23 protein-coding genes are annotated in these 20724 nt (G+C 57.2%); 9 read left to right on the top strand and 14 right to left on the bottom strand.

The annotated features are described in order from the left end of the window. Nucleotides 1-10: 10 nt before the first annotated feature. The 7 genes from ahcY to OEU85_RS14030 all read right to left on the bottom strand — a co-directional run bounded on the left by ahcY (nucleotide 11) and on the right by OEU85_RS14030 (nucleotide 5960). The gene (gene ahcY, locus OEU85_RS14000) at nucleotides 11-1297 is read right to left on the bottom strand and encodes an adenosylhomocysteinase (protein ID WP_262692126.1); all 1287 of its coding nucleotides are present in this window, start codon (nucleotides 1295-1297) and stop codon (nucleotides 11-13) included. Nucleotides 1298-1427: 130 nt separating this feature from the next. Continuing rightward, nucleotides 1428-1715, bottom strand: a complete 288-nt coding sequence (locus OEU85_RS14005) for an HPr family phosphocarrier protein (RefSeq protein WP_262692127.1) — start codon at nucleotides 1713-1715, stop codon at nucleotides 1428-1430. A 20-nt stretch (nucleotides 1716-1735) separates the two neighbouring features. After that, nucleotides 1736-2134 carry a PTS sugar transporter subunit IIA gene (locus OEU85_RS14010; protein WP_262692128.1) on the bottom strand — a complete coding sequence of 133 codons (399 nt, stop codon included), beginning with the start codon at nucleotides 2132-2134 and terminating at the stop codon, nucleotides 1736-1738. A gap of 49 nt (nucleotides 2135-2183) precedes the next feature. Continuing rightward, the gene (rapZ, locus tag OEU85_RS14015) at nucleotides 2184-3068 is read right to left on the bottom strand and encodes an RNase adapter RapZ (RefSeq protein ID WP_262692129.1); all 885 of its coding nucleotides are present in this window, start codon (nucleotides 3066-3068) and stop codon (nucleotides 2184-2186) included. Beyond that, nucleotides 3065-3526 (bottom strand): HPr kinase/phosphorylase, encoded by a 462-nt coding sequence (locus OEU85_RS14020; protein WP_262692130.1) that lies wholly within the window; start codon nucleotides 3524-3526, stop codon nucleotides 3065-3067. The genes rapZ and OEU85_RS14020 overlap by 4 nt, the downstream gene beginning before the upstream one ends. Before the next feature lie 58 nt (nucleotides 3527-3584). After that, nucleotides 3585-5228: a sensor histidine kinase gene (locus OEU85_RS14025; RefSeq protein ID WP_262692131.1), complete on the bottom strand. Its 1644-nt coding sequence runs from the start codon at nucleotides 5226-5228 to the stop codon at nucleotides 3585-3587. Nucleotides 5229-5252: 24 nt separating this feature from the next. Next, nucleotides 5253-5960 carry a response regulator transcription factor gene (locus OEU85_RS14030; RefSeq protein WP_262692132.1) on the bottom strand — a complete coding sequence of 236 codons (708 nt, stop codon included), beginning with the start codon at nucleotides 5958-5960 and terminating at the stop codon, nucleotides 5253-5255. Nucleotides 5961-6391: 431 nt separating this feature from the next. Between OEU85_RS14030 and OEU85_RS14035 the strand changes: the two genes are divergently transcribed. Both OEU85_RS14035 and OEU85_RS14040 read left to right on the top strand, forming a co-directional pair. After that, on the top strand, nucleotides 6392-7996 hold the full coding sequence (locus OEU85_RS14035; protein ID WP_262692133.1) for a phosphoenolpyruvate carboxykinase: 1605 nt from the start codon (nucleotides 6392-6394) through the stop codon (nucleotides 7994-7996). A 98-nt stretch (nucleotides 7997-8094) separates the two neighbouring features. Continuing rightward, complete coding sequence (locus OEU85_RS14040; RefSeq protein WP_262692134.1) at nucleotides 8095-8817, top strand: tetratricopeptide repeat protein; 723 nt, start codon at nucleotides 8095-8097, stop codon at nucleotides 8815-8817. 35 nt (nucleotides 8818-8852) lie between these two features. On the opposite strand, the gene OEU85_RS14045 is transcribed toward OEU85_RS14040, so the two are convergent. Both OEU85_RS14045 and OEU85_RS14050 read right to left on the bottom strand, forming a co-directional pair. Next, nucleotides 8853-9968, bottom strand: coding sequence for an FG-GAP repeat domain-containing protein (locus OEU85_RS14045; RefSeq protein ID WP_262692135.1), 1116 nt, complete (start codon nucleotides 9966-9968; stop codon nucleotides 8853-8855). A 50-nt stretch (nucleotides 9969-10018) separates the two neighbouring features. Continuing rightward, nucleotides 10019-10690, bottom strand: coding sequence for a DNA-3-methyladenine glycosylase I (locus OEU85_RS14050; protein WP_262692136.1), 672 nt, complete (start codon nucleotides 10688-10690; stop codon nucleotides 10019-10021). 187 nt (nucleotides 10691-10877) lie between these two features. On the opposite strand from OEU85_RS14050, the gene OEU85_RS14055 reads away from it, so the two are divergent. Continuing rightward, the gene (locus tag OEU85_RS14055; protein ID WP_262692137.1) at nucleotides 10878-11405 is read left to right on the top strand and encodes a hypothetical protein; all 528 of its coding nucleotides are present in this window, start codon (nucleotides 10878-10880) and stop codon (nucleotides 11403-11405) included. Nucleotides 11406-11523: 118 nt separating this feature from the next. Beyond that, the gene (locus OEU85_RS14060) at nucleotides 11524-12039 is read left to right on the top strand and encodes a J domain-containing protein (protein WP_262692138.1); all 516 of its coding nucleotides are present in this window, start codon (nucleotides 11524-11526) and stop codon (nucleotides 12037-12039) included. Nucleotides 12040-12041: 2 nt separating this feature from the next. Here OEU85_RS14060 and OEU85_RS14065 read toward each other — a convergent pair whose 3' ends face one another. Next, nucleotides 12042-12515, bottom strand: a complete 474-nt coding sequence (locus OEU85_RS14065; RefSeq protein WP_262692139.1) for an Lrp/AsnC family transcriptional regulator — start codon at nucleotides 12513-12515, stop codon at nucleotides 12042-12044. Between the two features lie 132 nt (nucleotides 12516-12647). On the opposite strand from OEU85_RS14065, the gene OEU85_RS14070 reads away from it, so the two are divergent. Then, nucleotides 12648-13577: a DMT family transporter gene (locus OEU85_RS14070; RefSeq protein WP_262692140.1), complete on the top strand. Its 930-nt coding sequence runs from the start codon at nucleotides 12648-12650 to the stop codon at nucleotides 13575-13577. A 114-nt stretch (nucleotides 13578-13691) separates the two neighbouring features. On the opposite strand, the gene OEU85_RS14075 is transcribed toward OEU85_RS14070, so the two are convergent. From OEU85_RS14075 to OEU85_RS14085, 3 genes are read right to left on the bottom strand one after another with little or no spacing between them, the layout of a single operon-like run. After that, entirely contained in the window at nucleotides 13692-14369 is a 678-nt protein-coding gene (locus OEU85_RS14075) for a GNAT family N-acetyltransferase (protein ID WP_262692141.1), read from the bottom strand. Between the two features lie 12 nt (nucleotides 14370-14381). Beyond that, the gene (locus OEU85_RS14080; RefSeq protein ID WP_262692142.1) at nucleotides 14382-14690 is read right to left on the bottom strand and encodes a DUF1272 domain-containing protein; all 309 of its coding nucleotides are present in this window, start codon (nucleotides 14688-14690) and stop codon (nucleotides 14382-14384) included. A gap of 10 nt (nucleotides 14691-14700) precedes the next feature. Beyond that, nucleotides 14701-15354: a pyridoxamine 5'-phosphate oxidase family protein gene (locus tag OEU85_RS14085; RefSeq protein ID WP_262692143.1), complete on the bottom strand. Its 654-nt coding sequence runs from the start codon at nucleotides 15352-15354 to the stop codon at nucleotides 14701-14703. 127 nt (nucleotides 15355-15481) lie between these two features. Between OEU85_RS14085 and pdxR the strand changes: the two genes are divergently transcribed. The 4 genes from pdxR to OEU85_RS14105 all read left to right on the top strand — a co-directional run bounded on the left by pdxR (nucleotide 15482) and on the right by OEU85_RS14105 (nucleotide 20176). Beyond that, on the top strand, nucleotides 15482-16903 hold the full coding sequence (pdxR, locus tag OEU85_RS14090) for a MocR-like pyridoxine biosynthesis transcription factor PdxR (protein ID WP_262692144.1): 1422 nt from the start codon (nucleotides 15482-15484) through the stop codon (nucleotides 16901-16903). Nucleotides 16904-17007: 104 nt separating this feature from the next. Next, entirely contained in the window at nucleotides 17008-17748 is a 741-nt protein-coding gene (locus OEU85_RS14095) for a carbonic anhydrase (RefSeq protein ID WP_262692145.1), read from the top strand. 109 nt (nucleotides 17749-17857) lie between these two features. Further along, nucleotides 17858-18562: a hypothetical protein gene (locus OEU85_RS14100; protein WP_262692146.1), complete on the top strand. Its 705-nt coding sequence runs from the start codon at nucleotides 17858-17860 to the stop codon at nucleotides 18560-18562. Between the two features lie 237 nt (nucleotides 18563-18799). Further along, nucleotides 18800-20176 carry a sodium-dependent transporter gene (locus OEU85_RS14105; RefSeq protein WP_262692147.1) on the top strand — a complete coding sequence of 459 codons (1377 nt, stop codon included), beginning with the start codon at nucleotides 18800-18802 and terminating at the stop codon, nucleotides 20174-20176. Nucleotides 20177-20245: 69 nt separating this feature from the next. Here OEU85_RS14105 and OEU85_RS14110 read toward each other — a convergent pair whose 3' ends face one another. After that, the gene (locus OEU85_RS14110; RefSeq protein ID WP_394805431.1) at nucleotides 20246-20662 is read right to left on the bottom strand and encodes a SufE family protein; all 417 of its coding nucleotides are present in this window, start codon (nucleotides 20660-20662) and stop codon (nucleotides 20246-20248) included. Nucleotides 20663-20724 lie beyond the last annotated feature (62 nt).

Here is a 20724-nt window from a genome sequence, read left to right on the forward strand (position 1 = left end):
CCTTGGCGATCTAGTAACGGTAATGTTCAGGCTTGAACGGACCCTCTACTTCAAGGCCGAGATATTTTGCCTGATCCGCAGACAGCTTGGTCAGTTTCGCACCAAGCTTGCCAAGATGCAGCGACGCCACTTTTTCATCCAGGTGCTTCGGCAGCACAAAGACGTCGATATCGTATTTCTCATGGTTGTTCCAAAGCTCGATCTGCGCCAGCACCTGGTTGGTGAAAGAGGCGGACATCACAAAGCTCGGGTGACCAGTTGCGCAACCAAGGTTCACAAGGCGACCCTTGGCCAGCACGATCAGGCGTTTGCCATCCGGGAAAACAACCTCGTCCACCTGGGGCTTCACTTCTTCCCACTTGTAGTTGGAAAGGCCCGCAATCTGGATTTCGCTATCGAAGTGGCCGATGTTGCACACGATCGCGCGGTCTTTCATGTCCCGCATATGGTCAACCGTGATCACGTCCTTGTTGCCGGTCGCGGTCACGAAGATATCACCGATCTTGGCGGCTTCATCCATCGTGGTGACCTCATAGCCTTCCATCGCAGCCTGCAGCGCACAGATCGGGTCAATCTCGGTTACCATCACGCGAGCGCCCTGGCTACGGAGCGATTCGACGGAACCCTTGCCCACGTCGCCGTAGCCGCAGACAACACAAATCTTACCCGCGATCATCACGTCGGTCGCACGCTTGACACCATCGACAAGGCTTTCCCGGCAACCATAAAGGTTATCGAACTTCGACTTGGTCACGCTGTCGTTCACGTTGATGGCCGGCACCTTGAGGCGGCCTTCTTTTGCCATCTCGTAAAGGCGCATAACGCCTGTTGTGGTTTCCTCTGAAATACCGCGCACGTCGTCCATCAGCTCAGGATAGTCGTTGTGCATGATCACGGTCAGGTCGCCGCCGTCATCAAGGATCATGTTTGGCACCCAATCGTCAGGGCCCTTGATCGTCTGGCGGATACACCATTCCGCTTCTTCTTCCGTCTCACCCTTCCAGGCAAAAACAGGAATACCTGCCGCAGCAATTGCGGCGGCGGCCTGGTCCTGGGTCGAGAAGATGTTGCAGCTTGACCAACGTACTTCAGCGCCAAGTGCGATCAGCGTTTCAATGAGCACCGCGGTCTGGATTGTCATGTGCAGGCAACCGGCAATACGAGCGCCCTTGAGCGGCTTGGATGCGCCAAACTCCTCGCGCAGTGCCATCAGGCCCGGCATCTCGGTCTCTGCAATATTGATTTCTTTCCGCCCCCAATCGGCAAGCGAAATATCGGCTACTTTATAATCGGTCATGGAATGTCCTGCTCACTAACTCGTCATGGAAAAAGGCGGCCATAAGCAGGCCACCCACGTCATTTGACCGTGGTTATAGCAGGACAGGAATAAAAGATAAAGATTTCTTTATATTGAAATCAGATTGTCCCTACTCGGCTTCCCCAAACCGATTGGAAACCAGCGCCGATAACGCCTCAACCGCTGCGAACGCCTCGTCCCCATCAGCAGAGATGATAATCTCATCGCCCTTCGCCGCCCCGAGCATCATCAGCCCCATGATAGAGGTGCCGGTTACCTGCACACCGTCCTTTGAAACCGCTACAACCGCATTATACCGCCCGGCTTCGGTTGCGAACCGTGCCGACGCCCTTGCATGCAGGCCACGCTGATTAACAATACCAACTGTCTTGGAAAGATTGTCCTCTGTCACACTCATAACACCTTTGACCCTACCCCTCAGCCGCCCAGCACCTGGCTGGCAATATTTATGTATTTGACACCTGCATCTTTCGCGGCCTCAACCGACTCCTGCAGCGTGGACCCGTGACGAACACTCGCAAGCTTGATCAACATGGGCAGGTTAATGCCCGCGATCACTTCAACCCGGTCCTTTTCAAGGAGCGAAATTGCAAGATTGGAAGGCGTGCCGCCGAACATGTCCGTCAGCAGCACGACACCGCTTCCGCTATCCACATCCTTGACGGCATCCATGATTTCTTGTCGGCGCTGTTCCATATCGTCATCGGGGCCAATACAGATTGCCCTGATCTGTTCCTGCGCACCCACCACATGCTCGGTTGCCGCGATAAATTCATCCGCGAGCCTCCCATGCGTTACCAACACCATGCCAATCATACACTAGACCTCATTATATTTGCCTGACTGGAGACTTGCCTGACCGAATCTAACGTCCCTCATCCCCAGCAATCTCACGATGGTATCGATTGACCGTCATGCCGTCGAGCGCCAATTGGCCAGCGATCCTTTCCACCATCGTCACGGAACGATGTTTGCCGCCTGTGCAGCCAATTGCAAGCGTGAGATAGGATTTTCCTTCATCCCGGTATCGCGGCAACAGGAAATTTATCAGTGCCATTGTCTTTTCGACAAAGGGTTCGAAACCCTCATCCGCCCGCACGTAAGACGATACTTCGTCTTCCAATCCGGTTTTTGGCTTCAATTCCGGCACGTAATGCGGGTTTCTCAGGAAGCGCACATCCAACACCATATCGGCGTCGCGTGGCACGCCGTTTGCAAAACCGAATGACATGAAGGTCACTACCATCGTCGGCGCCGTATGCGCCGTAAAACGGTTGAGAATAGTCCGTCTTGTCTCGGCGCCGGTACGCATGCTGGTATCGATCAGCCCATCAACATGCTGCCTGACAGAAACCATCAGGTCCCGCTCCTGCCGGATAGCTTCGCGCAGCAGACGCCTCTCTCCAAACGGATGTACCCTGCGGGTCTCGGAAAAGCGTTTCATCAGCACATCGTCAGATGCATCCATAAACAGCACGTGCAGATGGATGTCCGTGCGGTCCTTCAGCACGCCGAGTGCTTTTTCGAACTGGCTCGGGGAAAAATGCAAGGTCCGCGAATCGATTCCCACAGCAATGGGGGCTTTGCTCTGGCCCGAGATTGCCTCATCAACCAACTGGGACAGCATCGTGAGCGGCAGGTTATCAATCGCCTGATACCCGATGTCTTCAAAGGCATGCAGCGCAGAGGACTTCCCCGCCCCGGATAGACCGGTCACAATCACCAACTGGCGTTTGCTGTCGATGCTCACGTGCGTTTTCTCCTTGTACTTAAGGGGCGATCATCACCAACCTGATCAGGGTACCTGAGTGCAAACTCCACTTTGGCGGGCGCTGACAGCTCGAACGCATGCAGCCTGATCAGCGGCAGCGACACACCTTCATATTCAACGGTGCTCGCGCTGGGAAAACGCGGCACATCAGCCGCCGCAACAAGGTCGACAACCAGCCGGACAAGACTCGACTTGGCAGCAGGTATCGACATAAGACCAAGGCCACGCACCTCGATAAAACCGTATATATCGTCAGGTGCCGACGCAACCAATCCCCGGCTGCCTGCGCGCAGGCATATCTGATCATCAGCTATCAGCACCGCGCCCCGGTCAATCAGCCTGAGGCCAAGGTCGGACTTGCCCGCGCCCGACGCACCGCGCAGCAGCACACCTAAGCCGGCCACATCAACCACTGTTCCATGTATTGGATTCGCCACGCCCGCTATCCCCGCTCTAACCCTGTCATCAGTTCAAACCACCATGCATCAGGGCAGTCTACCTGAGCAGGGGCAACTCTACGATAAAGCGCGCGCCTGATACAGACCCATCGTCGGCAAATTTATTCTCTGCATGGATGCTGCCGCCATGTGCCTCAACCACCTGCCGGGAGATGGCCAGGCCCAGACCCGAATGCGAACCAAACGCCTCCGTGTCCGGCCGTTCGGAATAAAATCGGCTGAATATCTTTTCCTCGGCCCCCTCGGGCATGCCGGGGCCTTCATCCTCAACGGTGACAAAAATGCGGTTGCTCTGGCGCGTAATGGCCACTTTCACCGTGCCGCCCTCAGGGCTGAAGCTGATGGCATTATCGATAAGGTTCCGCCAGATCTGGCCAAGCCTCATCTCGATACCTTTCATCACAAACACGCCCGCTTCATAATCCCCAAAAACCACATCCACGCCGCGGCGATTGTTTGCTGTGGTATAGGCGTCGACAAGCATGTTGAGCATGACCGCGAGGTCAAGTTCATCCATCTCGCCACGGGTAAGCTCGGCGTCCAGCCGGGAGGCATCTGAAATATCGGTGATCAGGCGGTCGATGCGTTTCACATCCTCGCGCAAAATGGCAAAGAGACGGGACTGCACCTCGGGCTTGTCCGTCATCTCAAGTGTCTCAAGTGCGCTCCGCATGGATGAAAGCGGGTTTTTAATCTCATGTGCCACGTCGGCCGCAAACTGTTCGACCGCGTCGATCTGGTTATATAGCGCGCGCGTCATGTCCGAGAGAGAGCGTGACAGATCACCAATCTCGTCCATGCGCTCAGCGAATTCGGGGATGTTTTCCTCGCGCCCGATGGCACCGCGCACCCGCTCTGCTGCCCGCGCAAGCACACGGATGGGGCGCACTAGTGTGCGGCCAAGGAAGAAGGAGAGCAAAATGGTGACAAGGAGCGCGCCGCCAAAGACCTTCACAGTCAGCATCTGTTCCGCGCGTACAATGCGGTCAATATCCTCGGTCTGGGCCGTCAGGAGCAGCACACCCAGCACCCGCCTGAAACGCTGTATCGGCACCGCTATGTTGATAATCAGCTTGTTATCCGCGCGCATGCGCATCTGTGCGGTAGGCACCCCTTCAAGCGCGGTAGAAACCTCCATGAAATCAGCACCGCGCATACCGGGTCGGTCCACACTGAGCGGCGCCGCAGGCCGGGGGGACAGGCCGTCCAGCAAACGGTGCAGACCGTCTTCCAACTGCTCTAGAAAGCCCGGCTGGGCCTCAAGGGCTGGCAAGGTTTCTTCAATCAGGCGTTTGTCACCGGCGAGAAAACGGCTATCCGCAATCAGCCTGCCGTCGGTGGCAAACACCCGCGCGCGGTTGTCTGTTGGCCCCACAAGGCGGGTGATGATCTGCCGCGCGGGTGCCAGGTCAATCTCGGTCGCCTCGGCGCCGCCAACCGCTGATTCGCCAAGAGCACCGGCGATAATCTCACCCTGAATAAGAAGCGCATCGATGCGTTCATCGATCAGGTTCTGCCTGAATTGGTTAAGATAAAGCACACCGCCCACAAGGATCAGCAGCGCCATGGAGTTGACCACCATGATACGCACCATGAGTGGCGACAGCCCGCGCGTATAGTGACGCGGACGACTATGCCGCCCGCGTGCTTCCTCGGCGTTGTTCTGAATCTGTGGTCGCAAAGGCAGGCCCCCTCAGGCGAACGCTCACGCGTCCCGGTAGCGGTAGCCTACACCATAGAGGGTCTCGATTGCGTCAAATTCTTCCGCCACAGCGCGGAATTTTTTCCGCAAGCGTTTGATATGGCTGTCGATGGTGCGATCATCCACATACACATCGTCGGAATAGGCCGTGTCCATCAACTGGTCACGGCTTTTCACATGGCCGGGGTGCATGGCAAGCGCTTGCAAGATCAAGAATTCGGTCACCGTCAGGGTGACATCCTTGTCCTTCCAGGTGACACGGTGCCTGAGCGGGTCAAGCACCAGGTTGCCACGCACAAGAATCTCCTCAGTTTCCTCAGAGAGCTCCTCTGGCGTCTTGTTGCTCATTTCCACCCGGCGCAGCAGCGCGCGGATACGCTCAATCAGCAGGCGCTGCGAGAACGGCTTACCGATATAATCGTCGGCCCCCATGCGCAGGCCCAGCACCTGATCGATCTCCTCGTCCTTGGATGTGAGGAAAATCACCGGCATGTCTGAAACCTCCCGCAGCTTGCGCAAAAGTTCCATGCCGTCGAGCCGTGGCATCTTGATATCAAGTACGGCGAGGTCCGCCGGATTCTTGGAAAGTGCATCCCAAGCCTTCTGACCATCGGGGTATGTGCGCACACGAAACCCTTCGGCCTCCAGCGCGATTGTCACCGAGGTCAGGATGTTACGGTCGTCATCGACGAGCGCAATTTGTGCGGTCATTTTGTTTCCCTCTTCCATGTACCGTTCACCCTGATCCGGGAGCCTCCCTGTTATTTCCATTGCAATAACAAGTCTTTGCCCGAATCCGGATCAAGGTAAAGGGTTAAGAGAACTTTAAGACAAAATAGTGGCGCATAAATGGCCGCAGTTAGGGCGCTACTTTCCCCTGCCCGCAGATGACAGCGCTATCAATTGTGGTTTTGCCTAAGTGCGTGAGATCGCTGGGGAAAAAATGACAGCGCTATCATTTTCAAGCCCGTCAGAATCAAGTTGATTTCCCCGGGCAATTCCGCAAGTTTGACGGCCTGACCCGCCCGCGCGCGGGGATAATAATAAGCCGAGGCACTTAAAAAAACCCGCCCGGCACTGAGTGTTCTGAAGCGGCACAGCCAGATCAGAACGGCCCCAATAATCACTTGGAGGACAAGACGTTGCAAGTCTTTGGCGCCCGTCTAAGCAATGTCGGTCTTGATGCACAAGGTATCACCGACACAGGCAATCAATACTGGAATCTCGAAACCGCCCAACTGTATGAAGAAGCGATTCGTCGCGGTGAAGGCAAAATGGCCAAGGATGGCCCGCTGGTTGTCAAAACCGGCAAGCACACCGGCCGCTCCGCGAACGACAAGTTCACCGTACGCGACGAGATGACGGAAGACACCGTGTGGTGGGGCGATGTAAACCGCCCGATGACCCCTGACCAGTTCGATACCATCCACAAAGCGTTCCTTGCCCACATGAAAGGCAAGGACCTTTTTGTTCAGGACTTGTGGGGCGGTTCCGACCCCGAGCACCGCGTTGCCGTGCGCACCGTGGGTGAATATGCCTGGCACAGCCTTTTCTGCCGCACCATGCTCGTCCGCCCCGAGCGCGAGGAACTGGGCAAAATGGCGCCGCAGTTCACCATAATCAATCTGCCAAGCTTCCGCGCGGACCCGGCCACCATGGGCTGTCGCAGCGAAACGGTCATTGCGGTGAACTTCTCGAAAGGCCTCGTACTCATTGGCGGCACCGAATACGCGGGCGAGAACAAGAAGTCCGTCTTCTCCATCCTCAATTACCTGCTACCGGAAAAAGGCATCATGCCGATGCATTGCTCCGCCAATATCGGTGACGAGGGTGACGTGGCGATCTTCTTCGGCCTTTCCGGCACCGGCAAGACCACGCTTTCCGCTGACAGCAGCCGTACGCTGATTGGCGATGACGAGCACGGCTGGTCCGAAGACAGCGTGTTCAACTTCGAGGGTGGCTGTTATGCCAAGCTTATTCGCCTGTCCGAGGAAGCAGAGCCCGAGATTTATGCCACCACCAAGCGTTTCGGCACCATCCTTGAGAATGTGGTGATGGATGAGGAAACCCGCGAGCTGGATCTCGACGACAACACGCTCGCCGAGAATACCCGCGGCGCTTACCCGATTAATTTCATCCCGAACACGTCTGAGCATAACCGCGGCGGCAAGCCGAAGAATATCATTATGCTGACGGCTGACGCTTTTGGTGTGCTACCACCCATCGCACGGCTGACGCCTGAGCAGGCGATGTATCACTTCCTCTCGGGCTACACCGCGAAGGTTGCGGGCACCGAGATCGGCGTGAAAGAGCCGCAGGCGACATTCTCCACCTGCTTTGGCGCGCCCTTCATGCCGCGCCACCCGAGTGTGTACGGCGACTTGCTCCGCAAAAAAATCGCGGAAGGCAGCGTGAACTGCTGGCTCGTGAACACCGGCTGGACCGGCGGCGAGTATGGCACCGGCAACCGCATGCCAATTAAGGTAACACGCGCACTCTTGCACGCGGCCCTCGACGGCAGCCTCAATATGGCACCGATGCGCATAGACCCGCACTTCGGCTTCGAAGTGCCGGAGATTGTGCCAGGTGTGGACACGCAGATCCTGAACCCGCGCGAAACCTGGGCGGACAAGGCAGCCTATGATGCCAAAGCCTCCTACCTCGTGAGCCTGTTCGTGAAGAACTTCGAAACCTTCGCGGGCCACGTGGACGCAAGCGTAATCGCCGCAGCACCAAAAGCTGCATGATCACCGCAGCATAAATAAAAAGAATGCGGGGCCCTAGCTCCGCATTCTTTTTGCCTTTGCAAGTACGAATTCATGGGTAAAGTTAGCTAGGGGGATACATGCGCAAACTACTCTTCTGTCTTTTCGTGCTCGTAGCACTACCAAGCCATGCAAGCGATCCTGAGGAGGAGCAGGTTTTCCTAAGCCTCCGAAAAGAGGCCCCCAAAGGCGACTCCGAAGCACAATATTACCTGGGCATGATGTACCATGTCGGCATTGCTACCGATCGGGACTACCAAAAAGCTTACGCGCTTTTCGCCGAATCCGCAAAAGCAGGCCATCCTCTTTCGGCATATAAGGTCGGCTGCTATTACGCAGGGCAAGGGGGAGGAATCTTACCGGTCGATCAGGATCTGGCGCTAAAGTACAAACTGATCGCCGCTGAAGCCGGATACTCCTTCGCGCAAAATGATGTTGCATTGATTTTCCTTCAGCAGCAGAAATTTGACAATGCGGTAAAGTGGACAAAATCAGCAGCAGATCAAGGATATGCCAATGCAATCGCAATGCTCGCATCCTTCCATGCGGACGGCATCCTCGTGAAGAAGGACCGAGCCAAAGCGCAGGCCTATCTTCGTATTGCCCTTCGTCAGGCGGGCGCACGCCTAACTCCGGAAGTTGTTGGGTTTCTCAAACAACAAGAAGCATTGATGTCTGAGGAAGAAGTACAACGTACTAATGCTATTTTTGATGGCTGGGTTGCACGGCCAACTGAAATAACCGTTAAGGCGACACATGGTCTGCGATCCGCCAGCGACTACCTTTTGGGTAAACAGCAGTGAATATCGAACCAAGGGCCCCCTAGCGGCCCCGTTTTTTATTTGTGCTGGTAACAGGTCCAGTTCTGGCCGTCTGAATTGCCGGTGACGATATCAAGCTTGCCGTCGCCGTTCACGTCGCCGACAGTGATGGCATAGGTGGCTGAATCCGGCTCGCCAAACTCTGCATTCAGGGCCAGGCCGCCCTTTCCGTCATTGAGGAAAAGCTGGTTCACGCCCTCATCGTTACCGACCACAATGTCCGTGTCTCCGTCGCCATCAATATCCGCGCCCACAATGGCATAGGTTGCGTCCGCCTCGCCGCCAAAGGATGAGATTGTCTCGAAGGAGCCATTGCCCTTGTTGAGGATTACGTCATTGGCAGCTTCGATGTTGGCGGTCACGATATCCGGAAGGCCATCGCCGTTCATGTCTGCAACCACCACACCGCGGGTATCGTCGTCGCCGCGCCCGAAGGGGATCGCATGGCCGAACGTCATGTCACCCGCGCCGACGAGGATCTGGTTCTGCTGGCCGTCCCGGTTCGCGAGCACGAGGTCCATGATGCCGTCGCCGTTCATGTCCGCCACGGCGACATCAAGGGTCGAATCCTCGCCGTTCCCGAACGAGACAGGCGCGGCCAGCCCGCCCTTGCCGTCATTCAGGAAAATATGGTTCGCGCTGCCACGGCAGATCTCAAGGATATCAAGCACACCGTCACCGTTTACGTCAGCAACCGTGATGCTGCGGGTGGCGGATGAACCCTCGCCAAACCATATGGGCTCGCCAAAGTTGCCCTTGCCGTCATTCAGGTAAATCTGGTTGGCATAACGGTCGGACGCCGAGATCACATCAAGGTCACCATCGCCGTCGATATCCGCGAGGTGAGCGGTATAGCTTGTGACCTCCAAGGTGCCGAGTTTCATGCGTGAGGTAAACCGGTTCCCGGCGTTATAATAGACATAGCTCGGCTGCGCCCAATGGCGACCGTTGGCTTCAATGAGGTCAAGGTCACCGTCACCATCCACGTCACCCAAGGCAAGGCCGGCGGTACGGTAGTTTTCCGCACCCACGGGATAGGACCGTTTGTCCGAAAAAAGGGCGCTGTCGCCCTCAGCCCATATCGGCTGCGCCAGCCCGCCGCCAAATGCTATCGCCATCATCAGATGCCGCATATTCTGGTTCCTCCGTCGTGTCCTTTGGTCTTTTTTGTTTTCTATAGATGTTACGCATCAATGCTCATGGCAAGGGTGCGTGAGATATGCGCGAAGGGGCGACCACTTTCCTCAGCCCACATATTGAAGGCACCCTGCACCGCGCGCATGGCGCCCTTGCCGGTGGGGGCCTTGTCGACCACGCCTTCGCGGATCAGCGCCGCGATACCATCACGGCCCAGCACCCAGCCATCCTTGCCAAGGAAGCGCAGGCAATAGGGCCCAGTGTTGCCCCCAAGTCTGCTGCCGCGTTTCTTGAGCATCTCAAGCAAGCCGACAAAATCATCCATTGGCCAATCAGCGATACAATTGGCGGCAGAGCCATATTCATCATCCAGATCACACAGCATGATGGCATTGTCGCGCACGGTCATAATCTTGGGCCCATTCCTGACAATACGTTTGTCCTTCAGCAGGCTGTCAAGGTCATCGTCCGACATGAACTTCCAGCGTACTGGCACAAAACCTTCAAATGCTTCCTCAAAGCCCGGCCACTTGTTGTCGATTACCTTCCAGCTGAAACCGGCCTGAAAGATGGCGCGGGTCATGCCCGCGAGGATGCGGTCGTCACCCATGGCCTTGATTTCATCCGATGCTTTCGGGGTGGGCATCTGGGCTTCAACGGCACCTGCCCCGCCTTTGCGTTCCACTGCAATGGCATAAATTTCGTCAAATGTGCGCATGGTTGCCTCTCTGCTGATCGCGTTTGGCACAGCCTATGTGCCGCCACCGCAAGCGTCCAGCCCCATGACGGACCAGCCTTGCGAAGCCATGGCTCATTGACGCACCATAATTAAATGAAGAAAATTCTTTACAAAATAAAAAGGACTACTTTATAAATATTTTACTTTATAAAATGGAGGCCCGGTCATGACAGCACATCATCTTTATCGTCTCTCCGCATTCGCCGCAGTCACAGGAGGCGGCTTGCGTATTGTCACATCCTTCATCTCCTATTCGCCGGAGAGTGTCGGCCTTGAAGCGCTTTATGCGCTGATCGACCTCAGCCTTCTCATCGCCGTGATCGGTCTTTACCTCCGGACTGCCGACCGGACCGGCATCCCCGGTCTGGTCGGTCTTTTTCTCTCAGGCACCGGCTTCGCCAGCATCGTGGGACCGGACCCCGTGATGCTCGGCATGAATTTCTACGCCCTTGGCACGTTTCTGATCCTCACCGGTATCAGCCTGTTCGCTTTTGCTGTGCTCGCAACCGGCGCGGGTTCCGTCCCTGCGGCGTATCTGTGGCTGGCAAGTAGTGTGCTGGGGCCCATCGGCAGCCTCTTCCCGCATGCCACCATGACCCTGATGATGGCCGGCATCCTGTTTGGCGCCGGGTTTGTGGTCGCGGGCCTGTGGCTGCTGCGCCCCACGGGACATGAGGGTCTGCGCTCGGCCTAACCGCTGAATTTTCGCCAACTAGGACTTGCATTGGTCGTGGCACTGAACCAAAGTGCGCGGCCAAGTATTTTTTGGACAAGAACAAGACAGAAAAGCCCGCGCGGCTTATAATGACAGCATGGCAAGTGATCATATAAAAAGCTTTGGTTTCCCCCGCTGGGGTGAATACGGCCGCGACAAGGACGCGGAACCGGTGCGCATGTGCGACTATACCGGTTGCAACGAAAAGGGTGCACACCCGGCCCCCAAATCACCGGGGTCGAACGAACGCTGGTATTTCTGCCGCCCGCACGCCGCTGAATACAACAGGAACTGGGATTTTTTCCAGGGCATGAGCGACGAGGAAGCCAAGCGCCACATGAATGACGCCAGCGAGTCGTCAGACGCCTTCGCCAGCGCCCGCACCTTTGAATGGGGCGGGGCGGTCGACGCAGACGGTTTCACCGCCAATGAAAACGCGGCCTATGACGCGCTTGAACTTGACCCCGGCGCCAGCCAGGAAGTTCTGAAAAAGCAGTACCGCAAACTGGCAAAAATCTATCACCCGGACGCCAACCCTGGCGACCCCGCCGCCGCAGAACGTTTCCATCAGATCCAGAAGGCCTACGACCTGCTGAAAGACAAAAGCTTCTAGGCCTATACCGCAACGCCCAGCGGGATGCTGAAGCCTTCCTTGAAGGTATCGATCGCCACAATAGTTTCAAACCGGCCGATGGAGGGGTTGGAGAAGAACCATTTGCGTGTGATGCGGTCGAAGTCCTTCATGTCCTTGACCGTCATCACCAGAATGAAATCTGTCGAACCGGTAACATAATAACACTGCTGTACTTCCGGCACCTGTGTCATCTGCTGCTTGAACGTCTCAATGGTGGCTTCGCCCCCGCACGAGCAGATAATCTGCACAATCAAGGTGGTTCGGCCACCAAGCGCTGTGGGGCACAGGATCGCCACTTCCTTTTTGATGGTGCCATCTTCACGCAACTTTTTGATGCGGCGCTGCGTGGCGGCGGGCGAGAGGCCGACCTTCTCGCCAATCACTTCCGCTGTCTGACGGCTGTTTTCCTGCATGCAACTAAGTATTTTAAGGTCAAAGCTATCAAGATCGGACATTTTTAACTTTTCCCATCACTTCTAAATCATATGAAGGAGTTTTTTATCGCAAAAATGGGATATTTGCGAAGAAAAAACGCGCGACTGACCCTACATTTAAAAAAAGCGAAAACGACAGCAGGAAACCCGGTCATGAAAGACCTGAAGGCAAGCCCGAGCACCAGCCTCGGCATCTTGTGCGGCCTTGGCGCAGCCCTGATCTGGGGGGCGTGGCCCGTGGTGACATCCATCGGCGTGAAGGAAAGCATCACCCCCGTGCAGGTCGTGATGCTGCGCTTCATGGTCGCCGGGGTGCTTTTGGCGCCCTTCGCGTTCAGGGGACCGTCAAGCCTGAAGGGGTGGGGCAAGGCGCTTGTGCTCGCCATCTGTGCCGGTACACCCTACACGCTTTTGGTGACCACCGCGTTTCAGCATGCGCCAGCCAGCCACGGCGGTGTGGTCATCCCGGGCACCGTGATGTTCCTCAGCCTTGTGGCGGCGCATGTCTGGCTTGGTGACAAGCTGACCCGCACGCGCGCCTTTGGCGGCTTCATGATCACTCTTGGCCTGGCCGCGTTGGCCGGTGGTGCCGCAGGCGGGGTTGAGACCCTGCGCGGTGACCTTCTATTCATGGCGGGCGGTGTGATGTGGGCCAGTTATACGTTCCTCCTGCGCCACTGGCCAATGGACGGGCTTGTGGTGGCGTCGCGCGTTGCAGTCATTTCCCTCATCTTCGTCGGCATACTGGCGACATTCGGCTTCGGCCAGGGGCTTATGAACGTGCCGATTAAAACCATCATGGTCCAAGGCCTGTGGCAGGGTGTGCTCTCGGCCATCGTGGCGCTTGTGATGTTCAACAGGGCTGTTGGCATCCTTGGCTCGGGCCGCGCGACGATCATCAACGCTCTGACGCCGGTCATTGCCGTCTTGCTGTCGTTCTTCATCCTTGGTGAGATCCCCACACTCATAGAGTTCGCCGGGCTTCTGACCATCATGGCGGGCATCGCGGTGGCGCTGGGTATTCGTTTGAAACGCCTGAAAAAGCCGAAGGTTCCGGCCACACAGTTGCCGGAACCGTTATAAACCACCAAAGACAGACTTACCCCTCCGGGTAAAGCCTCTCCCCGAGGACATATCTTTACCCAGCACCCTGCCTGAACCTGCCCCCTGGGGTCGGTTCAGGCTTTTTTCAAGAGCTCACAAAGCGGCGCGGCAGGCCTCAAGACGTTCTTGTTGCTGGCCGTTCGGATCAAAATTTTCAGGGCTCAGCCACGCGCGGAACGCGCTGGCGATATCAGGCCATTCGCTGTCGATCATGGAATACCATGCGGTATCGCGGTTTGCGCCTTTCATCACCATGTCGTTGCGGAAGGTGCCTTCATAGGTGAAACCGAAGCGCACCGCCGCACGCCTTGACGCGTCATTGGCCGCATTGCATTTCCATTCAAAGCGGCGATAGCCAAGGTCCTCGAACACATGGCGCGCCATCAGATAGAGGGCTTCCGTCGCGGCGGTCGTACGCTGCAGTTGGTGCGAGAACACCACGCAGCCCACCTCTGTGCTGCCATGTGCTTCGCGGTTGCGCATGTAACTGGCCATGCCCAGCACCTCAGTTGTGGCCTTGCAAAGAATGACCATCGTGCGCCAGCCCTGTTCCGCGTGCGCACGGTCAAAGGCCGCTTTGAGCGCGGTGCCGCCAGCGAAAGGCCCAAGGGGAATATAGTGCCACAGGTCTGCATTGGCAGCTCCGCAAGTAGCAGTCTCCAGCCCCGCCATATGCTTGGTCCAGTCAAGCAGCTCAAGAGACACCGCCGTTCCCTCAAGTCGCGCCAGCCCCGCCGTGGGCCGGGCTTGCCAGTTGGTCAAATCAGTCATGGCTCTACTCACCTACCTTGCCTCGGGCGGCACCTTGGCGACCCGTTCGGCAAAGGCTTGTTGCTCCTGAATGTCTTTGGGCCTGTGCACACGGTTCGGGCTGGCCTGCTGATGGCTAAGGCACACGCCGGGGCGCCATTCTTTTTGGGGGCGGATGGGTCGGGGCACAAAATTGCCGCCACAGTTGGAACACACACCGTGCAGCGCATGCCGCACACAATCCGCACAGAAAGTGCACTCATATGAGCAAATCATCGCATCCCTGCTGTTGGCTGGCAGGTCACGGTTGCAATGCTCGCAGTTGGGCCGCAGTTCCAGCATAGTCGTCCCTCTATAGTTCGCGGTGAAACGCGGGCAACACACCGTGGCTGAGCGGGCTGCGGGCGCCCTCAGGCGCGTCATGGGATGTGCCTGTCACCGTGTGGATATCCACATGCCCGGCCCATACCGGCCAGTCAGCCTCATCACCATCACCGGGGCCGCCCGTGCGCACCTTTGCGCTGGCGTCTTCGATCTCCATCACCAGAAGGCCGGTGGCCTTGCGTTCCTGCGCGGTCAGCGGGCGTAGCTGATGCCAGCGCGCGGGGGCAAGTTGATCAAAAAACAGCTCCATCTGGCGGTCGAACTCCGCCTCTTCGGTGACAAGCTCAGGCACACCAAAACACACCACAGAGCGATAGTTGACGCTGGTATTGAAGGCGGAGCGTGCCAGTACAAGGCCATCGAGGTGCGTGACGCACACCGTTGCCGGGTTCCCACCTGACAAATGACGGACCATATGGCTGGCGGACGATCCATGCCAGTAAAGCCGGTTCCCTTCGCGCCAATAGCTTGTGGGGATGACATGCGGCTGGCCCGCGATCTCGAACCCTACATGACACAGGAAATGGCTATCGAGGATACGGTACACCGTATCCGCGTCATAGGCGGCGCGCTGATGCCCGCGCCGCGCCCTGTTTCGGTCGTTTTTCTGAAAACCGTCCATGATGTCACCTCAGGTCATAGCGTCTGGCCGCGCATACTGCGCTTTTCCTTTGGCTGACAGTGCGGCTATATTGATCCCATTAGTAGAGCCAATATAGTCAAATGGATGGTACCAATTTATGGATGGCATGTTTGAAACACTGTTCTCGCCGGGGCTGGATACCGGAGCGGCACAGCCTCTGAATGAACAGCTGCAGGCCATGCTGCGGCAGGCCATTCTGGAGCGGCGGCTCCCCGCAGGCAAACGATTGCCCGCCACCCGGGCGCTCGCCGGACGGCTGGACATTTCCCGCAATACTGTGCTTGCGGCCTATGAACATCTGATCGCGGAAGGCTATCTCGAAACACGGCAAGGGGCTGGCACCTTTGTAAGCGCGGACCTGCCTGATGCCGCACTGCAGATACGCGCCGGGCCAGACGCCATCCGGCGTGAGGCCCTGCCGCCCCGCGCCGCCAAGCGCCCCCTTTCAGGCATGCCCGCATTGGACCAGTTCCCCGTTGACATCTGGGCGCGCCTTTCCGGCAGGGTGTGGCGCGGCGCTCGGGAATCGCAGCTACTCTACAATGACCCAGCCGGCTACCTGCCGCTGAGGCAGGCCATCGCCACCTATCTTGAGGCCGCGCGCGGCGTCGTCGCGGACGCAGACCAGATCATCATCACCTCGGGCATCCAGCAAAGCTTTCACCTGCTGGCCGAAAGCGTGATCCCCAAAGACCGCACCATCATTCTGGAAGACCCCGGGTATCCGGGCATGGCATCGGCGGTCCGCAACCTGCCGCATCCTGTCCGCTTTACGCCGATTGATGAGGATGGTGTGCTGCCGCCCACGCCAGGCGGGAAAGCAGGGCTTCTTGTGGTGTGTCCGTCTCGCCAGTATCCACTTGGGCACACCATGCCGCTCAAGCGCCGGCTTGAACTGCTTGAATGGGCTAAAAAAGAAGGCAGTTTTCTTCTTGAAGATGATTACGACAGCGAGTTCCGCTATGCGGGCCGCCCGATCAATTCGCTGCAGGGCATCGACGGCGGCAAGTGCGTGATCTACAGCGGCAGTTTTTCCAAGTCGCTCTTTCTCGCGCTACGGCTTGGCTATCTTATTGTTCCGCCAGAGATGACCGAACGGCTTGTTCGCCACCGCGCCGCGGTGGACAGCTTTCCGTCCATCAGCAACCAGATCCTGCTGACACAATTCATTGAGGAAGGGCATTTTTCCCGGCATATCAGGCGTCTGCGCGCCGTGCACAAAAAACGCCTGAGCATTTTCATGACATCGGCCCAGAAATGGCTTGGTCAGCATTTTGATTTCCAGAAGGCTGACACCGGCCTGCACGTTGTGGCTTTCTGCCGTGCGGGTCGTAAGTTGCCGCCAGACACGGCGCTGTCGCTGATCGCGGGCAAGGCTCAGCTTGGCGCGTCCCCTCTGTCGGAAAGCTACCATGAAGCCGAAGCACGTCAGGGCCTGCTGTTCGGGTTCGCGAATATCGCAGAGCGGGAAATTGACAACCGCCTCAAAGAGTTGGCTGCACTTTTGTCCCAAGAAACAGGCTTTTAATAAAATACCGGGCATAGTAGCCTACATCCGATGGGGTGATGCGCGGGGGCAAAACGTGCAGCGAAAAGGCCATACTGCGACGCACCTGATTTTAGGAGAGAGTTATGAACTGGAAACAATCGCTGGGCTCCTTTGTTGCAGCAACTGCACTTGCTGCCAGTGCCACAGGGCAGGATAACTGGAGCTATTCAGGCACCAATGGCCCGGGCAACTGGGGTGCGACGTCCAGTGTCTGTGCCAACGGCTCCATGCAGTCGCCTATCGTGATTGAAGGGACGGAGCCCGTTTACCTGAACCGGCTCGAGACTAATTATCTGGTCTCGCCGCTTGTCATGCATAATGAACGCCGCACGGTGCGTTTCGACTACGCACCCGGCAGCAAGATGAAAATCGGCACCAAAGAGTTTGAGCTGAAGAATTTTCATTTCCACACTCCGGCGGAACACCGTGTACTAACCACAAGCTATCCGATGGAGATCCATTTTGATCATACCGCAGCGGACGGCAGCCTTGCCCGCATCGCGGTATTTGTCAAAGAGGGTGCCGCCAATATCGCCGCTGACGAGTTGTGGCCAAACCTGCCCATAGAACCCGACCAATCTTCGCGCCGGGCAGAAATCAAGTTTAATGCCCGGGACCTGATGCCCAATGAGCGTACTTTTTACCGGTATATGGGGTCCGAGACGACCCCGCCCTGTACAGAAGGGGTGAACTGGTATGTCTTCAAGGCACCAATAGAGTTCTCAAGCCAGCAGATTGCCGTGATTCGCGGCATTATGGGGGAAAACGCGCGTCCCCTGCAGCCGCGCAACAACCGGATGATCCTTGATGCCTTGCCGAACTGAAAAGCCTGACACTCATACCGGCAAACATGGGGGCGTTCGGGCCACAATTTGCCTTACAACCCTACTTCTGGTTGCTGCATGCAGCACAGGTGGTCCAGGGGGCCGCAGCATGGCGCCAGGCGCCCCTGTCCAGCGGATCAACCCGGCGGTTGAACAGGCGCTGTGCGAAGGCCGCGCCACCGACGCAGCCCGCATCTTGACCTCTGAGCCTCTTTCTTCTCCCGCTGATCGCTTCTACACCGGTCTCGCACTTGAAGAGAGCGGCAGACCCGTCGCAGCCAGGCGTATCTATGCATCTCTGATGACCTCAGGCGCGCAGGACGGCGTCTTTGCCCATTGCGGCAGCATGGTGCTCGCGGACGGCCCCGTCAGTGCAGAGGCGGGCCGGCGTCTTGCCATCATTGCATCCAAGCTTCAGACCATGGATGTCGCGCGCGGAGAACCGCTTCAGTTTGGTGTGGGGCTGCCGCCGACACAAAACAAGCCCAGCGATGTGTCACGCACCGCCCCGGCGGCGGGTAACGGTGTCGGGCCAAGACGCGCGGTAACCCGCCCCTCCGGCAACTCACCACTTGGGCGCTGGTTTGCGCACCTGGCATCATACCGGTCATACGACCACGCGATGAGCGGCAAAAGCAGCCTTGAAAAACAGTATCCGGCACTGACCGACATTATCGACCAGTGGGAAGTCAATGTTGGTGGCTATGCCCTCCGGCTCGGCGTACGCCTGAGTGACAAGAGCGACGCAAAGGAACTTTGCGCACAGGTCAAAAGCCAGGGCGAGTATTGTGCCGTGATGGACACCTCGCAATAACGCTGTTGCCTGCTGCAGCGCCATATTAGACCGGGTTCCAACCGACAGGGCAATTTCTCTCTGGTAGTTAGGACGCCGTCCGCATAAGATGGCGCCCGTTTCACAGGGTCCCCGGGGTGGGTGGCCCCGGAAAAATGCAGACAGAGCGGTAGGCGATACCGCCACATTACAGCAGACGTATTTAGTACAACCGTATCGGTTACGCGCGTATCTAGAGTACTCTGGGGAGAGGGAATAATGGCTGGAACACAACACGCCCAGTGGTCATCACGCTGGGCCTTTATCATGGCCGCTGTCGGCAGCGCCGTCGGCCTTGGCAATATCTGGAAATTTCCATATGAGGCAGGCGAAGGTGGCGGTGGTGCCTTTGTCATCCTGTATCTGATTTTTGTCTTTGTTATCGGCGCGCCTTGTCTCATTGCGGAGCTCTCGCTGGGTCGCCGTGGCCAGAAGTCGCCCGTCAACACGATGAAAAGCATCGCGACGGAAGAAGGCAAAAGCACAATGTGGGGCCTGCTTGGCTGGTCCGGCATTATCGGCGCGTTCATCATCATCAGCTTCTATTCACTGGTTGGCGGCTGGGTGCTGGCCTATATCGTCAAGGCAGCCATGGGCTTTGGCGGCTTTGATGCCGCGCAGTCGACCGAAACATTCCTGAACTTTATCGCCGACCCGGTACAGCCAATCATCGCGCACTTCATATTTATGGCCATCACGGTCAGTATTGTAGCGCGCGGGGTACAGGGCGGGCTTGAGAAAGCAGTGACAGTCCTCATGCCGGCGCTGTTTGCCATCCTGGTGATGCTGATGATCTATTCCGGCATTACAGGCGATTTTGCAGCCGCCATCGACTTCCTGTTCCGCCCCAACTTCCACGCGCTGACCGGTGACAAGATCCTGAACGCCCTTGGGCTTTCCTTCTTCTCGCTGTCGCTGGCGATGGGGTCGATCATGACTTACGGTTCTTACCTGCCGAAAGATGTGAATATCCCGCGGTCCGCCATCACAATCGCGGGCGCAGACAGTGCCGTGGCACTGATGGCCGGCCTTGCAATCTTCCCGATCGTCTTTGCCTATGGTCTTAACCCCGGCGGTGGCGGCGGCCTTGTGTTCATGACCTTGCCGATCGCCTTCGGCCAAATGCCAATGGGCGGCGTGATTGGCCCACTGTTCTTCGCGCTTCTCGCCGTCGCAGCTGTCACCAGTTCGATCTCGCTGCTGGAGCCAGGCGTTTCCTATATTGAGGAGCGCACAGGCTGGAGTCGCAAGAAAGTGACTGCGATTATTGGTTTCTCGGCTTTCCTCCTTGGCACACTGTCTTCCTTTGGCCAGCCAGGCAACCTGCTGGGAGACCTGCAATTCTTCGGCAGCATGACCATCATGGATGTGAAGGATTACTTGACCAACAACATCATCATGCCGCTAGGCGCCATGTTCATGATGATCTTTGTTGGCTGGTTTGTCAGCCGCAAGGCAATGATGGAAGAACTGGCGATCGAGGACAAAAGCTTCCGCGTCTGGTATTTCCTCGTGCGCTTCATTTGCCCGGTCGCCATCTTCGCGGTGTTCGCAAACATCATCTATGACACGATCATCCAGCCAATGCTGGGCTGACGGCAAAACCACAGAGAAAAACAAAAGGGGCTCAAGCGGCCCCTTTTTTTTGTCTCGCTTCCAGAGTGCCTAATTCGCGTCCGCGATAGCGTAGATGCGCTCAACCATGGCGAACAGCCCATTGGCCCGGCCGGGAGAGAGATGCGACGCAAGCCCAAGCTGGTCAAGGATGGCGCGGGCGTCCGTCGCCTTGATTTCTTCCGCTGTCTTGCCAGAGAAAATCAGCAACATCATCGCAACAAGGCCTTTGACGATATGGGCGTCGCTGTCCCCGCGCAGGTAGATACGGCCGTCATCCGACACTTCAGGGATAAGCCAGACCTGGCTTTGGCAGCCCCGCACCTTATATTCATCCGACATTTCGTGTTCGGCAAGCGGCGGCAGCTGCCGCCCCAGATCAATGATATAGCGATACTTGTCTTCCCAATCCTCGAGAAATTCAAATGTATCCAAAATTTCAACGATCGTTGTATTTTCAAGCGACATCATATATCCAAAACGCTACGGTATCTTGACAGGCGGGCCGATCGCCCGACCTAATGTCTCGA

This window comes from Kordiimonas aestuarii (genome assembly GCF_025574465.1).
GTDB classification, from domain to species: Bacteria; Pseudomonadota; Alphaproteobacteria; order Sphingomonadales; family Kordiimonadaceae; genus Kordiimonas; species Kordiimonas aestuarii.

Bases quoted from the DNA above. Each gene is read 5' to 3' on its own strand.
- ahcY (WP_262692126.1), bottom strand. From the start codon at position 1,297: ATGACCGATTATAAAGTAGCCGATATTTCGCTTGCCGATTGGGGGCGG.
- OEU85_RS14005 (WP_262692127.1), bottom strand. From the start codon at position 1,715: ATGAGTGTGACAGAGGACAATCTTTCCAAGACAGTTGGTATTGTTAAT.
- OEU85_RS14010 (WP_262692128.1), bottom strand. From the start codon at position 2,134: ATGATTGGCATGGTGTTGGTAACGCATGGGAGGCTCGCGGATGAATTT.
- OEU85_RS14030 (WP_262692132.1), bottom strand. From the start codon at position 5,960: ATGACCGCACAAATTGCGCTCGTCGATGACGACCGTAACATCCTGACC.
- OEU85_RS14040 (WP_262692134.1), top strand. From the start codon at position 8,095: ATGCGCAAACTACTCTTCTGTCTTTTCGTGCTCGTAGCACTACCAAGC.
- OEU85_RS14045 (WP_262692135.1), bottom strand. From the start codon at position 9,968: ATGCGGCATCTGATGATGGCGATAGCATTTGGCGGCGGGCTGGCGCAG.
- OEU85_RS14050 (WP_262692136.1), bottom strand. From the start codon at position 10,690: ATGCGCACATTTGACGAAATTTATGCCATTGCAGTGGAACGCAAAGGC.
- OEU85_RS14055 (WP_262692137.1), top strand. From the start codon at position 10,878: ATGACAGCACATCATCTTTATCGTCTCTCCGCATTCGCCGCAGTCACA.
- OEU85_RS14060 (WP_262692138.1), top strand. From the start codon at position 11,524: ATGGCAAGTGATCATATAAAAAGCTTTGGTTTCCCCCGCTGGGGTGAA.
- OEU85_RS14065 (WP_262692139.1), bottom strand. From the start codon at position 12,515: ATGTCCGATCTTGATAGCTTTGACCTTAAAATACTTAGTTGCATGCAG.
- OEU85_RS14070 (WP_262692140.1), top strand. From the start codon at position 12,648: ATGAAAGACCTGAAGGCAAGCCCGAGCACCAGCCTCGGCATCTTGTGC.
- OEU85_RS14075 (WP_262692141.1), bottom strand. From the start codon at position 14,369: ATGACTGATTTGACCAACTGGCAAGCCCGGCCCACGGCGGGGCTGGCG.
- OEU85_RS14080 (WP_262692142.1), bottom strand. From the start codon at position 14,690: ATGCTGGAACTGCGGCCCAACTGCGAGCATTGCAACCGTGACCTGCCA.
- OEU85_RS14085 (WP_262692143.1), bottom strand. From the start codon at position 15,354: ATGGACGGTTTTCAGAAAAACGACCGAAACAGGGCGCGGCGCGGGCAT.
- pdxR (WP_262692144.1), top strand. From the start codon at position 15,482: ATGTTTGAAACACTGTTCTCGCCGGGGCTGGATACCGGAGCGGCACAG.
- OEU85_RS14095 (WP_262692145.1), top strand. From the start codon at position 17,008: ATGAACTGGAAACAATCGCTGGGCTCCTTTGTTGCAGCAACTGCACTT.
- OEU85_RS14100 (WP_262692146.1), top strand. From the start codon at position 17,858: ATGGCGCCAGGCGCCCCTGTCCAGCGGATCAACCCGGCGGTTGAACAG.
- OEU85_RS14105 (WP_262692147.1), top strand. From the start codon at position 18,800: ATGGCTGGAACACAACACGCCCAGTGGTCATCACGCTGGGCCTTTATC.
- OEU85_RS14110 (WP_394805431.1), bottom strand. From the start codon at position 20,662: ATGTCGCTTGAAAATACAACGATCGTTGAAATTTTGGATACATTTGAA.